We start from the raw sequence: 13,481 nt of genomic DNA, 5'->3' as shown, positions 1-13,481 counted from the left end.
GATGGAGGGCGATTTGGACGGCGAGACCAGCCCGAGCGTGGCCCTCACCCGCGACCTGATTCGCCGCCCCTCGGTCACGCCCGCCGACGCCGGCGCGCTCGACATCCTGCAGGCGCGCCTCGACGCCGCCGGGTTCAAGACCCACCGCCTGCCCTTTTCCGAAACCGGCACGCCGGATATCGACAATCTCTACGCCCGGATCGGCGACAGCGCGCCATTCCTGCTGTTCGCCGGCCATACCGACGTGGTGCCGCCGGGCGATTCCGCCAAATGGACGGTCGACCCCTTCGCTGGCGAAATCATCGAGGGCGAGCTTTACGGACGCGGCGCCGCCGACATGAAGGGCGGAATCGCCGCCTTCGCCGCCGCCGCCTTTCGCTATATCGAACGGAACGGCGCGCCAAAAAAAGGCTCGATCGGCTTTCTCATCACCGGCGACGAGGAAGGCCCGGCCATCAACGGAACGGTAAAAATGCTGCAATGGCTGGCGGAGCGGGGCGAAAGCTTCGATCATTGCGTGGTCGGCGAGCCGACCAACGCCCAGGACCTCGGCGACATGATCAAGATCGGCCGGCGGGGCTCGCTCAACGGGCGGCTCGTCGTGCGCGGCAAACAGGGCCATGTCGCCTATCCGCATCGCGCCGACAATCCGGTCCCCCATTTGCTGGCGCTCTGCGCCGCGCTCAAGGGCGAGCCGCTCGATACAGGCACGGACTGGTTCGACGCCTCCAATCTCGAAATTACCTCGATCGATATCGGCAACGAGGCGACCAACGTCATTCCGGGCGCGGCGCGGGTGCGGTTCAATATCCGCTTCAACGACCTCTGGACGCCGCAGTCGCTCGAAACCGAAATTCGCCGCCGCCTTCTGACCGTGCGTCCGCAAGAACAATTCGAACTGAGCTTCGACGCCTGCAACGCCGTGTCCTTCATCACCAAGCCGGGGGACTTCACGGAAAAGGTGGCGAAAGCGATCGAGGCCGAGACGGGCCGCCGGCCAGAATTCTCGACCTCGGGCGGAACCTCCGACGCGCGATTCATCTCGCAATATGGCCCGGTGGTGGAGTTCGGGCTGGTCGGCAAGACCATGCATCAGGTTGACGAACGCGTCGCCGTCTCGGACATCGACGGCCTGACCCGGATTTACACGCGAATCATCGACGCCTATTTCGCCTGAGCGTCGTCACCGCGATGAGGCCGGGCGCGGAACGGCTAACGTCCGAGCCCATAACGCGACGGCGCCGCCGCAAGAAGCTCCGCCGCTTCGCGAGCCATTCGCTCGATGATCTCGCCGGCCGATGGAATATCGTGAATGAGATCGACGGCTTCCCCGGCTATGACGGCGGCGATGTCGAAATCGCCTTTCGCGCGCGCCTCGCGATAAAGCGCAGCGACTTCCTTCTGCCGTACCAACAATTCCTCTTCCCGACCGGCCCATTGTTCGGAAAATCTGTTGCAAAGCACGCGGCCCGTAAATGGGCGCGGCCAAATGTTTTCACGCGCGATGTCGAAGATCAGACCACGGATCGTTTCATCGCCCGCCGCCTTGACGATACGGTCCTTCGCGTCCGCAGGCGACGCGGCTTCCTGGCAAGCGACAAGACGCGTTCCCAGCAGGCCGCCCTCCGCGCCGAGCATCAGCGCGGCGGCCAGACCGCGCCCGTCGGCGATCCCGCCGGCCGCCACGACAATCGCGTCAGGGGCGGCGTCGACAACCGCTGGAACGAGTGGAAGAGCGCCGCGCGAAACGCCATGTCCCCCCGCTTCGGCGCCTTGAGCGACGAGAATATCCGCGCCCGAGGCGACCGCGTCTCGCGTATGGGCAAGAGTCTGAACCTGGCAGATTAACTTTGCGCCGGCCCGTTTGATCTTGTCCGCGAAGGGGCGAACGTCGCCGAAGGACAACATGATTGCGGGAGGATGACGCTCCAGCGCGAGATCGAGCAGGCGCGGATTTTTGGCCAGGCTCCACGTAATGAAGCCCACGCCGACTCGTTCATCGCCGACGCCATCCAACTGCTTCGTCAGCCAGGTCTCTTCGCCGTAGCCGCCGCCGATCAGGCCGAAGCCGCCCGCCCGGCTCACGGCGGCCGCCAAGCGCGCGTCTGCGATCAAATCCATCGGAGCCAGCATGATCGGATGTTTCAGTCCGAGCTGTTCCGTCAGGCGCGTCGAAATGAGCATTGGCCCCCTCCCGGCTTCGGGGACAAACCAATATTGCGCTTTCCCGGTTCCAGGTCTTCACACTGCGGAACCATTGAACTTGGCGACAAAGGCCCATTCGTCGGGGCCGGGATTGTCCCGCAGCATACGCACCCTATCGACCAGAATCTCATCCGATCCCGTGGCAAATTTCTCCATTGCCTCCGCGATGAATTGATCCAGCGGCATGGCGCGGGACTGGTCGCGCGAGCCCATCAGATCCGTGCGCACCCAGGGCGGGACCAGCTCCAGCACGCGCACGGAGCTGCACCTGAGCCTGAAGCGTAACGACATGGTCCAGGAATGCAGAGCCGCCTTGGTCGCGGAATAGACCGCCGAAAAAGCCAGCGGTGTGAAAGCCAGCCCCGAGGTAACATTGACTACCGCCGCATAGGGCCGGGTCTTCAAGTGTTCGACCAGAGCCGAGGTCATGCGAACGGGACCGAGCAGGTTGGTCTCGACAATGGCCCGGTTGAGATCGTCGTCCATGAAGGCGCCCGTCTTGTCGCCAGACATGATCCCGGCGTTGTTGATCAGGACATTGACGTCGGGATGGGTCATGACCAGCCAATCAGCGGCCTCTGCGATCGCGAGAGGGTCCCGCAGATCGAGTTCGCAGAAATCCATGCCGGGATGCGTTTGCGTTAGCGCCAGCAGAGGCGCCTTGCGCCGCCCGGCGACAATCACCTTATTGCCACGGGCGTGAAAGGCTCTGGCGAGTCCCTGGCCGATGCCGGAGCCGCCGCCAGTGATGAAGATAGTGTTGCCGGTCATTCTCATAACGAGGCTCCCGAGCTGCTTCGGCATAGATCAGGGGTCCGAGCGCTGGTTGCAAGCGAGCGGATTGCCTTTCTTCGCCAATGCCGCTATCGCGGAAAGCATGGAATTTGCGGAGCGCGCCATGGATCATTCACCCATCGAATTGCTCAAACGGCAGGCAGCCGAACGCGCCGCCGCCCTGGTGCGCTCCGGCATGAAGCTAGGCCTTGGCACGGGTTCGACCGCCGCCCATTTCGTCGATTGCATCGGCGAAAAGGCGCGCGACGGTCTCGACGTGATCTGCGTGCCGACCTCCGAGCGCACGCGCATTCAGGCCGAAGGCTGGGGGCTGCGCCTCTCGACGCTCGATGAAACCCCGGAACTCGACCTGACTGTCGATGGCGCCGACGAATTCGATTCCGCCTTGCGCCTCGTCAAGGGCGGCGGCGGCGCGCTGCTGCGTGAAAAAATCGTCGCGGCGGCCTCGAAGCGCATGATCGTCATCACCGACGCGAGCAAGGAAGTCGCCCATCTCGGCAAGTTCAAACTTCCGGTGGAGGCCGACCGCTTCGGACTCGTCGCCACTCGCCGTCATATCGAGGAAGCCGCCCGCGCCTGCGGCTGCTCTGGCCCGGTCATGCAGCGCAAGATCGCTGAGGACAAGGACTACCTCACCGACGGCGGCCATCCGATTTTCGATTGCGATTTCCGTCTTATCCCGGACCCCGACGCATTGGCGCGCGCTCTCAACGCCATTCCCGGCGTCGTTGAACACGGCTTGTTCATCGGCCTTGCAAGCGCGGTCATCGTCGCCGATGTGAGCGGCATACGCGTCGTCGGCCAGCTTGAAGCCTGACGCCAAGACACACAGGTGAAAACCTGTGTGTCTTGGTTAGGCGCGACTGCGCCGCCGAGCTTATGCGAGGGATTTCTTGACCGCGTTCGGTCGCGGTCAAGGTCAAATGGTGCTGCAATCTGGAAGGAGCCTGCGCCGATGAGCGAATTCGAAACCGATCTTTTCGTGATCGGCGCCGGGTCGGGCGGCGTGCGCGCCGCGCGCATCGCGGCGGGCCACGGCGCGAAAGCCATGATCGCGGAGGAATTCCGCATCGGCGGAACCTGCGTCATTCGCGGCTGCGTCCCCAAAAAGCTTTATGTCTACGCTTCGCGCTTCGCCGATGATTTCGCCGACGCCGCGGCCTTCGGCTGGCGTCTGCCGCAAAAGCCAGAATTTGACTGGCGCAAGCTCGTCGCCGCGAAGGAGGCGGAGATTTCGCGCCTCTCCGGCATTTACGAGGCCAATCTGCGCAAGGCCGGCGTCGAGGTTTTCGAGGAGCGCGCGGAAGTTCTCGGCCCCAATGAAGTGCGCCTGACCCGCAGCGGCCGCGACGTCCGGACTCGGCACATTCTGGTCGCCACCGGCGGCGCGCCGGTGTTCCAGCCCGCCATTCCCGGGCTTGAGCACGCCATCAGCTCGAACGAGATCTTCGATCTCGCAACATTCCCAAAGCGCCTCGTCGTGGTCGGCGGCGGCTATATCGCGGTGGAGTTCGCCAGCGTTTTCGCTCGACTTGGCGCCAAGGTCACGCAAGTGTTTCGCGCCGACAATGTTTTGCGCGGTTTTGACGAAGCCATGCGCGACGGGCTGCGCGACGCCATGGCCCATGCCGGAGTCGAATTTCGGACCGGCGCGCTGCCGACAGCTATCGAAAAGACAGCCGACGGCTTGCTCATAACGCTTTCCGACGGCGGGACGATCGAAGCCGACCAGATTCTCATCGCCACCGGCCGCAAGCCGCACACCCAGGGCCTGGGACTGGAAAAGGCCGGCGTCGCGCTCGACAAGGCCGGCGCTGTCAAGGTCGATGCGCGCGGCGGCTCGAATGTGGCGTCAATCCACGCCGTCGGCGACGTCACCAATCACATCAATCTGACGCCCATCGCCATCCGCGAGGGCCATCTGCTCGCCGACCGCCTGTTTGGCGGAGGCGCACAGGAAGTCGATTACAATTTCATCCCCACCGCCGTCTTCACCACGCCGGAGATCGGCACGGTCGGCCTCACTGAGGCGGAGGCCCGCGAAAAATTCCGTTGCGTCGATATCTACCAGACCTCGTTTCGTCCGATGAAGGCCACGCTGACCGGCGGGGCGGAGCGGGTCATCATGAAGATCATTGTGGACGGCGACAGCGACCGCGTGCTCGGCGTGCATGTACTGGGCGAAGATTCCGGCGAAATGGTCCAGCTTCTGGCCATTTCGCTCAAGCTTGGCGCGAAAAAGGCCGATTTCGACGCCACCATGGCGCTGCACCCCTCCGCCGCCGAGGAACTTGTGACCTTGCGCAACCGCACGGCGCGCTACATCCGCGACGCAGCCTGACAGCCGATCGCGACCCGTCGCAATCGCAGGAAAGGGCAAGGAAATGTGTGGACGCTTCGCCATCACCTCGCCGCCCGAGGCCGTCCGCGCTTTTTTCCGCTATGCGGAACAGCCCAATTTCCCCCCGCGCTACAATATCGCGCCGACCCAGCCCATACCGATCGTCACGGCGCGGCGCGGGCCGCAGGGCGTCACCCGGCATTTCCAGCTGGCGCGCTGGGGCTTTTTGCCCGGCTTCGTCAAGGACCCGGCGAAATTCCCGCTGCTTATCAACGCCCGCGCGGAAACCCTGGCCGAAAAGCCGAGCTTTCGCGCAGCCTTGCGGCGGCGGCGCTGCCTCGTTCCCGCTGATTGCTGGTACGAATGGCGCGCCAATGGGCCTAATTCCGGAAAACCTGTGCCGAAGACGCCTTTCCTGCTGCGACGGAGCGGCGGCGGCTTATTGGCCTTCGCGGGACTGTGGGAAACCTTCGCCGATCCCTCCGGCGGCGAAATCGACACCGCCTGCATCGTCACCACCATGGCCAATGGCGCGACCGTCGCCATCCACGACCGCATGCCGACCGTGATCGAGCCGGAACATTACGACGCCTGGCTCAACCCCGATGAAACCATCGCCCCGCCCCTGAACCTTCTGCGTCCCGCCGACGAAGATACGATCGAATTTTTCGCCATTTCGCCGTTGGTCGGCCGCGTCGCCAATGACAGGCCGGAGGTCCAGCAGCCGGTTTAACTTCTGGTTTCCTCGGGACATTGTAAGAAAAGGGAATGCGGCGGCGCCGATAATCGCGCCGTTCGGTCATTTTTGCGCGGATTGGGTCCATGAGTTTAGTCACCGGCCTGCTGACGCTACTTGGCGCGTTGGGATTCTTCCTCGCGCTGGACGCGCGCGGCCGGATGGACCGCATGGAGAGAACGCTGCGCGCATTGCAGGCGGAATTGCGCGCCCTTCGCGCCTTCCCGCCCGCTCCGCCGCAGGCCGCGCCAGCCGAGGCGCGAACGGAACCGGCTGAAACGCCTCAACCGGCGCCTGCCTTTCCGGCCGAGCCGCTACAGGAGCGGGCGCCGCAAGGCGCGGCGGCGCCACAAACTGCTGAACAGCCCCATTTCGCGCCCGCGCCGCGCCCCGCCGCTTCGCTCGAAGAGGCCATCGGCACGCGCTGGGTGGTCTATGTCGGCGGCATCGCGCTGGCGCTCGGCGGCCTGCTGCTGGTCCGCTTCGCCATCGAACAAGGACTGTTCGGCCCCGCCGCCCGTGTGCTGCTGGGACTGGGTTTCGCGGCGGCGCTGACCGGAGCAGGCGAGTTTCTGCGCCGGCGCGAAAAAAGCGCGGACGAGGCGACGCCAACCCCCGCCGTGCTGACCGCCGCCGGCGCGACCGCCGGCTTCGGCGCGATCTACGCCGCCTATGCGCTCTATGGCTTCATCGGCCCTGGCTTCGCCTTTGTCGCGCTGGGCGCCGCCGGGCTCGCGACCATGTTCGCGGCTGTGTGGCACGGCCCCGCCATCGCCGGCTTCGGGCTGGTTGGCGCGCTCGCGGCGCCGCTTCTGATCGCCACGCCCGACCCGACCCCTTGGCCTTTGTTGATCTATATCGCCATCGTCGCGGCCTCCGCCTATGGGCTGGCGCGGCTACGGCAATGGGCGTGGCTCGCCATCTCCTGCGCAATCGGCGCCGCGATCTGGGGCCTTGCCCTGGCTGTCGGCCGCCAGCCCGATTTTCCCCAGGCTGCCGAGCTGCATTTCGTCGTGCAAATGGCGTTGGCTTGCTTCGCCTTCGCGCTCGACCGCGCGGCCCTGACGCCGAGCCCGCGCTGGCGTCTCGCCCTCGCTCATGCGGGACCGCTCGGCCTCGCTTTCGTCGCCAGCCTGGCGTTGTCCTACTGCGCCAATCGCGGCGATTTCGACAATTTCTGGCTGTTCGGCGCGTTGGGCGTCGTCGGCCTGCTCGCGGCGAGTGGCGCGGCGCGGCCCTGGCTCGCGCCCGGCCTGCTGGCGGGCGCGGGGGCCCTCGCCTTCTGGTTGCTCGCGCTCTGGCCGACCGACACGCCCAGTTTCGACTTTGCCGATGCGCCGCCGGTCCTGCCCGTCCGCTTCCAGCTCTTCGCCGCCATCTGCGCGGCGACTGTCGCCGGGCTCGCTGGCCACAGCCTGTGGCGGCGCGTGGAAATCCCGAAATTCGCGGCGCTGGTCCTCGCCGCGACCGCCGCCCTGACCCCGCTCTCCATTCTTTGCATCATTTACCTGAGGCTGACCTGGGCGGCGATCAGCCTGCCGCTTGGCCTTGTCGCGCTCGCGCTGGCGCTGGCTTTCCTCGCCTTCGCCCGCGCCTTCCGTCAGCGCGACGCAGAGGGCTCGAACGACCGCCTCGCCTTGGGCGTGATGGCTAGCGCCACCCTCGCCGCCCTTGCACTCGGCCTGACCTTCACGCTCGATCGCGGCATGCTTACCGTGGCGCTATCGCTTTCGGCGCTTGGCGCGGCTTTTGTTGAATCGCGTCTTGGCGTCCCGGCCCTGCGGCGAGCGGTCGCCGCCATGGGCTTTGTCATCGCCGCCCGGCTCGCCTGGGATCCGCGCATCGTCGACGCCGAACTGGGAACGACGCTGATCTTCAACTGGCTGCTGTTCGGCTATGGCGTCCCGGCCCTGTCCTTTGGTCTGGCGGCGCGGCTGCTCGCGCGCAATGGCGGCGAGGACCGCGCGACCCAGATCGCCGAAGCCTTGGCCATCGTCTTTTCCGCCTTGCTGGTCTTCTTCCAGATTCGTCATGCGCTGCATGGCGGCGATCTCTTTGTGGAAGACGCGAGCCTCGTGGAAAATGGCCTCTATGCCGTCAGCGCAATGGGATTTTCGCTGGTGCTGTCGCGGCTCGATCTCGGCCGCCGCAGCCCGGTGCTGTATTTCTTCTCGCTTGGCTTTGGCGTCGCGTCGGCTTTGATCGCCTGTCTCTCCCTCGCCCTGTGGAGCAACCCTTTTTTCAGTCAGCGCCCCATCATCGGCGGACGCTGGCTCAACAGCCTGCTGCTCGGCTACGCGCTGCCGGCGGTCGCCGCGGCGGGGCTGGCCAAGCTCTGCCTGACCACCCGCCCGCTGTGGTTCCTGCGCATGGCGCGGCTAATGGCGCTGCTGCTGATCTTCCTCTATGCGACGCTGGAGACGCGCCGCCTGTTCCAGGGCATGTGGATCGGATGGAATCAGGCGACCAGCGCAACCGAACAATATGCCTATTCGGCCGTCTGGCTCGCCCTCGGCGTGGCGCTGCTCGCCTATGGCCTGCTGCGCCATTCGCTGGAGGCGCGCGTCGCCTCCGCGGCCGTGATCGTCCTCGCCGTGCTGAAGGTGTTTTTCTTCGATCTCGCCCATCTGGTCGGGGCGCAGAGGGCCTTTTCCTTCATCGGACTCGGCGCCGTGCTGATCGGGATAGGCCTTGTCTATCAGAAGCTGGTGTTCCGGCCGAGGAAAACGCCGGAAAGCTAAAAGCTCAGGAAGCCTTCGCCGAATTTCACGCAAGCGCCGCCGACGCTCGTTTCAACGAGAGCGCCGTCTGAAACCTGCATGGCGAGGGCGATCTGGCTCGGGCGGCCCATCGCAAATCCCTGCTCGATGACGATGGTGTGTTCGCCATCCTCCGGCTGTTCGAATTGGACGGCGACTGCGGCGAAAGCGCAGGCGGCCGAACCTGTCGCCGGATCTTCGTGAACGCCGAGACCGGGAACGAAGACCCGCGCCTGCACATGGTTCGCCGGATCGGCGGTTTCGCGCGTGTAAATGAAGGCGGCGGGCCGCTCGAGTTGGAAGGCGCCGGCGAAACGCGAAAAATCCGGCGCGATTCGATTGAGCGCCGACAGGCTGCTGACCGGAATGAAGGCGAAGGGCAATCCCGCCGAGGCCAGCACAGGCTCATGGCCGTCGAAGCCGATCTCGGCTTCATCCAACCCCAGTGCGGCGGCGATGCCCGCGCGATCCGCAAGCGCGCCAGTGAGTTCAGGCTGCTTCGGCGCGACAAAACTGGCGCGCAAGGAACCCTGCCAGCGGACCACTTCGCAGACGACGGCGCCGACCTGCTCTTCCAGCACCAGCCGCAACGGCTGCCGGCCCAGCATGTCCGGCGCCCGCAATTGCGCGATCAGGCAGGCCGCGCCGATGGTCGGGTGACCGGCGAAGGGCAGTTCCAGCGCGGGCGTGAAGATGCGCAACCGCGCCGTATGGACCGGATCGGCCGGCGTAACGACGAAGACCGTCTCGGACAGGTTGAATTCGCGCGCAATGGCCTGCATTTGCGCCGCATCAAGCCCGTCGGCGTCGGGAACGACCGCGAGGGGATTGCCCGCGAGCGGGCGCTCCGTGAAAACATCCAGCAGATGATAGGCGAGACGCATCGCCGCTCAGGCCGCGCCGTCAACAGGCGGCGAAACGGCCGCGTTTTGGGCGGGCGGCGGCGATGTCCCGGCGTTCTCGGCGGCGTCCTGTTCCGACAGGCGGCGGAAGGCGCGGATCGAGAAGGGAATCATCGCCAGATAGAGGAGGCTGACGCCGATCAGCATTTGCAGAGGGAACGAGGCCAGCAAAATCAGGATGGCGGCGACGGCGAAAAGCACGAAGACGAACGCCTCGCGCGGCACCCGGCCGATGGTCTTGCCCGAGTAATGTGGAATACGGCTCACCATCAAGCCGGCGACGACGACGACATAGAGCGCCTCGGCCAAAGTCAACGCCCGCGATTCCGGCAGGTCGAACGACAGATGAACATAGAGCGGCAACAACACGACGATCGCACCGGCCGGGGCTGGCATGCCGGTGAAAAAGCGGCCCATCCATGCGGGCTTGTCCGGATCGTCGATCATCACGTTGAAGCGCGCGAGGCGCAAGGCCGCCGCGATGGCGAAAATCAGCACCGCCGCCCAGCCCACGGTTTTCAGATCGTGCAGCGACCAGAAGAACAGCAACAGGCCCGGCGCGACGCCGAAATCGATGAAATCGGCGAGCGAGTCCAATTCGGCGCCGAAACGCGACGAGCCCTTGAGCGCCCGCGCGATGCGGCCGTCGATCCCGTCGAGCACGGCAGCGACCAGAATGGCAAGCACCGCGCTCTCGAATTTGGCCTCTACGGCGAAGCGGATCGCGGTCAGGCCGGCGCAAAGCGCCAGCAGGGTCACCACATTGGGCACGACGAAGCGCAGCGGCAAGCCACGCAGCCCGCGCGGACGGAAACTCGCGTGAGCCGGCCCCGTGGGGGAAGGACGGTCGGTTTCCATCTCAGCCAACCTTGAAATGGCGTTCGCCCTCGGTCTCCCGATAGTCGGCCAGCACGGTTTCGCCCGCCACCGCCTTGGAGCCGATCGCGACGAGGACACGCGCGCCCGGCGGCAGATAGACGTCCACGCGCGAGCCGAAGCGGATAAGGCCGAAACGCTCGCCGACTCCGAGGCTCTGGCCCTCCTGCACGAAGGACACGATGCGGCGCGCGACGAGGCCCGCGATCTGCACCACGCCGAATCGCCCGTAAGGCGAGTCGATCACGAGGCCGTTGCGCTCATTGTCCTCGCTCGCCTTGTCGAGATCGGCGTTGAGGAAAATGCCCGGCTTGTAGGCGATGCGGGAAATGCGGCCCGTGACCGGCGCGCGGTTCACATGGCAGTCGAACACATTCATGAAGACGCAGACGCGTTGCATCGGGTCCACGCCGAGGCCAAGTTCCGGCGGCGGCGGGAAATTGCCGATCGAGCAGACGATTCCGTCCGCGGGCGAAACCACCAGCCCTTCGAGCACCGGCGTCACGCGCGGCGGATCGCGGAAGAAATAGGCGCACCACAGGGTCAGGAAACCGCCCACCCAGCCGAGCGGCGACCAGATCCAGCTCAGCACCAGCGAGACGCCGGCGAAAAGCGCGATGAAGACATAGCCTTCCGGATGGATGGGAACGATCTGCTTGCGCAGGGAATCGATGATCGTCATGAGCGCGCGAACTCGCAAAGGAGGATTGCGCGCGCTTTATGGCGCCAAATCGCGCTCAAGTCACGAGTCACGCTGGATGAGTCGCGCTTCACCCCGCGACAAAGGCGCTAATAATGCGGCGGCGGCCTGTCCGGCGCGCTGCGCTCGCCCTGGACCTGGACCTCGTCACGCAAGCGCAGGACTTCGCGTGTGAGCGCGTCGATGCGCGCCCATTGCGCCGCGATGGCGTCGCTCAGTTCGGCGATGACGCGGTCCTGATGCGCGCAAGCCGCCTCCAGCGCCTCGATACGCGCCTCGTCCGGGCCGGGATTGGATGCTGTCATGACGCCTGTTTAGCGTGGGGCGCGCAAAAGGTCACCGCCGTCCGAACAATTTCTCGATATCGGCGAGCTTCAGCTCGACATAGGTCGGGCGGCCGTGATTGCACTGGCCCGCGCCCGGCGTGCGCTCCATTTCGCGCAACAGCGCGTTCATTTCCTCCGGCGCGAGGCGGCGGCCCGAGCGCACGGAATGATGGCAGGCCATGGTCGCCAGAACATGGTCGAGCTTTTTCTCCAGCGGCGCGGCGGCGCCGTCTTCGGCCAGCGAACAGGCGAGATCGCGCACGAGCGACTCGATGGCCGCCACGCGCAGCGCCGCCGGCGCTTCATGCACCGCCACCGCGCCCGGGCCGAAAGGCTCCAGCGCCAGCCCGAGCGAGAGCAGCAGATCGGCTGCATCGGTCAGGCGCGCTGCATCATCGGGGTCGAGATCGACCACCAGCGGCGACAACAAAGCCTGCCGCGCCACGCCATTCTTCGCGCGCTCCGCCTTGAGCCGTTCATAGACCAGCCTTTCATGGGCGGCATGCTGATCGACCAGCACCAGCCCGTCGCGAGTCTGGGCGATGATATAGGTCTCATGGATTTGCGCGCGCGCCGCGCCGAGCGGCGCCGCAAGGTCGCTCTCCTGCGGTGCGGCCTCATGGGCCCGCGCGTCGGCGGCGGGCGAGGCCTCAGCGAAGCCGGACGGCGCGCCCTCGTTGAAGGAAGGCGCGGCGTCGAGCAGCGAAGGCGCGGCCGGCGAGGCGCGCCAGTCCCAGTTCTGCGCCGGCGCGGGCCGGAAAAAGCCGGGCAGGTTCGACGCGAATTTCTGCGCGGCCGCCGCCGCATTGGTCGTCGTGGCGCGATGCAGGGCGCCGGCGAGGCTCTGTTTCAGGGCGCCGATGACCAGCCCGCGCACCAGTCCGGGATCGGCGAAACGCACTTCCGCTTTCGCGGGATGGACGTTCACGTCGACGCGATGCGGCGGGCACTCGATGAACAGGGCCAGCGTCGGGTGCCGGTCGGAGCTGAGATAATCCATATAGGCGGCGCGGATGGCGCCGGCGATCTGGCGGTCGCGCACCGGTCGGCCATTGACGAAGACAAATTGCGCCAGGGCGTTGGCGCGATGCCAGGTCGGCAGTCCGGCGAAGCCCCATAGCTGGAAATCGTCGCGCGCGGCGTCGACTGCGAGCGCGTTCTCGCGGAAATCACGGCCTAGAACCTGGGTCAGCCGCGCCAGCAGCCCCTCCTGACCGGGAGCACAGGCCTGATGGTCGAAGCCCGAAAGGCCTTCGCCGCCAAGCGAGAAGCGCACGTCCGGATGCGCCATAGCCAGCCGCTTCACCACATCGGCGACGGCCGAGGCTTCCGCCCGCTCGCTTTTGAGGAATTTCAGCCGCGCCGGCGTGGCGGCGAACAGGTCGCGCACCTCGACCCGCGTGCCTTGCGCCAGAGCCATGGGCGCGGCGGCGGAAACCTCGCCGAACGCCACCCGCAGCCGCAGGCCATGCGGGGCCTCCGCCCGGCGCGTGGCGATCTCCAGCCGCGCCACTGACGCGATGGAGGGCAGCGCCTCGCCGCGAAAGCCCAAAGTCGCGATATTGGTCAGGTCGCCATCGGGAATTTTGGACGTGGCGTGGCGCTCGACGCAGAGCGCGAGATCCGCCTCGTCCATCCCGGCGCCGTCGTCGATGACGCGGATCAGCTTCTGGCCGCCGCCCGCAATGGTCACATCGATTCGCGAGGCGCCGGCGTCGAGCGCGTTTTCGACCAGTTCCTTGACGGCCGCCGCCGGGCGCTCAACCACTTCGCCGGCGGCGATGCGGTCGGCCAGAATGGGATCGAGCCGACGGATGGCCATGGATTCGGGCGGCCTTCTG

General features: G+C 66.1%; 12 protein-coding genes. 5 read left to right on the top strand and 7 right to left on the bottom strand.

The annotated features are described in order from the left end of the window. Position 1 precedes the first annotated feature (1 nt). Complete coding sequence (dapE, locus tag QZ409_RS14705) at positions 2 to 1,177, top strand: succinyl-diaminopimelate desuccinylase (RefSeq protein WP_296712787.1); 1,176 nt, start codon at positions 2 to 4, stop codon at positions 1,175 to 1,177. A 35-nt stretch (positions 1,178 to 1,212) separates the two neighbouring features. On the opposite strand, the gene QZ409_RS14700 is transcribed toward dapE, so the two are convergent. Next, positions 1,213 to 2,184, bottom strand: a complete 972-nt coding sequence (locus QZ409_RS14700; protein ID WP_296712784.1) for a nitronate monooxygenase — start codon at positions 2,182 to 2,184, stop codon at positions 1,213 to 1,215. 57 nt (positions 2,185 to 2,241) lie between these two features. Further along, positions 2,242 to 2,976, bottom strand: a complete 735-nt coding sequence (locus QZ409_RS14695; protein ID WP_296712781.1) for an SDR family NAD(P)-dependent oxidoreductase — start codon at positions 2,974 to 2,976, stop codon at positions 2,242 to 2,244. A 127-nt stretch (positions 2,977 to 3,103) separates the two neighbouring features. Between QZ409_RS14695 and rpiA the strand changes: the two genes are divergently transcribed. The 4 genes from rpiA to QZ409_RS14675 all read left to right on the top strand — a co-directional run bounded on the left by rpiA (position 3,104) and on the right by QZ409_RS14675 (position 8,818). Next, entirely contained in the window at positions 3,104 to 3,817 is a 714-nt protein-coding gene (gene rpiA, locus QZ409_RS14690) for a ribose-5-phosphate isomerase RpiA (RefSeq protein ID WP_296712780.1), read from the top strand. 138 nt (positions 3,818 to 3,955) lie between these two features. Next, positions 3,956 to 5,341, top strand: a complete 1,386-nt coding sequence (gene gor, locus QZ409_RS14685) for a glutathione-disulfide reductase (protein WP_296712778.1) — start codon at positions 3,956 to 3,958, stop codon at positions 5,339 to 5,341. Between the two features lie 43 nt (positions 5,342 to 5,384). After that, a complete protein-coding gene (locus QZ409_RS14680) occupies positions 5,385 to 6,074 on the top strand; it encodes an SOS response-associated peptidase (RefSeq protein ID WP_296712777.1) in 690 nt (229 codons plus the stop codon). Between the two features lie 89 nt (positions 6,075 to 6,163). Continuing rightward, positions 6,164 to 8,818, top strand: coding sequence for a DUF2339 domain-containing protein (locus tag QZ409_RS14675; RefSeq protein WP_296712775.1), 2,655 nt, complete (start codon positions 6,164 to 6,166; stop codon positions 8,816 to 8,818). Here QZ409_RS14675 and QZ409_RS14670 read toward each other — a convergent pair. The 5 genes from QZ409_RS14670 to mutL form a co-directional block, all read right to left on the bottom strand. Next, on the bottom strand, positions 8,815 to 9,720 hold the full coding sequence (locus tag QZ409_RS14670; protein WP_296712771.1) for a PhzF family phenazine biosynthesis protein: 906 nt from the start codon (positions 9,718 to 9,720) through the stop codon (positions 8,815 to 8,817). The genes QZ409_RS14675 and QZ409_RS14670 overlap by 4 nt on opposite strands. Positions 9,721 to 9,726: 6 nt before the next feature. Further along, the gene (pssA, locus tag QZ409_RS14665; protein WP_342394847.1) at positions 9,727 to 10,527 is read right to left on the bottom strand and encodes a CDP-diacylglycerol--serine O-phosphatidyltransferase; all 801 of its coding nucleotides are present in this window, start codon (positions 10,525 to 10,527) and stop codon (positions 9,727 to 9,729) included. 70 nt (positions 10,528 to 10,597) lie between these two features. After that, a complete protein-coding gene (locus QZ409_RS14660) occupies positions 10,598 to 11,296 on the bottom strand; it encodes a phosphatidylserine decarboxylase (RefSeq protein WP_296712768.1) in 699 nt (232 codons plus the stop codon). A gap of 107 nt (positions 11,297 to 11,403) precedes the next feature. Continuing rightward, a complete protein-coding gene (locus tag QZ409_RS14655) occupies positions 11,404 to 11,619 on the bottom strand; it encodes a SlyX family protein (protein WP_296712765.1) in 216 nt (71 codons plus the stop codon). Positions 11,620 to 11,650: 31 nt separating this feature from the next. Further along, positions 11,651 to 13,462, bottom strand: coding sequence for a DNA mismatch repair endonuclease MutL (gene mutL, locus QZ409_RS14650; protein WP_296712762.1), 1,812 nt, complete (start codon positions 13,460 to 13,462; stop codon positions 11,651 to 11,653). Positions 13,463 to 13,481 lie beyond the last annotated feature (19 nt).

This window comes from Rhodoblastus sp., from assembly GCF_019449565.1.
GTDB lineage: Bacteria > Pseudomonadota > Alphaproteobacteria > Rhizobiales > Beijerinckiaceae > Rhodoblastus.
This window is presented reverse-complemented; position numbering and strand designations above follow the sequence as displayed.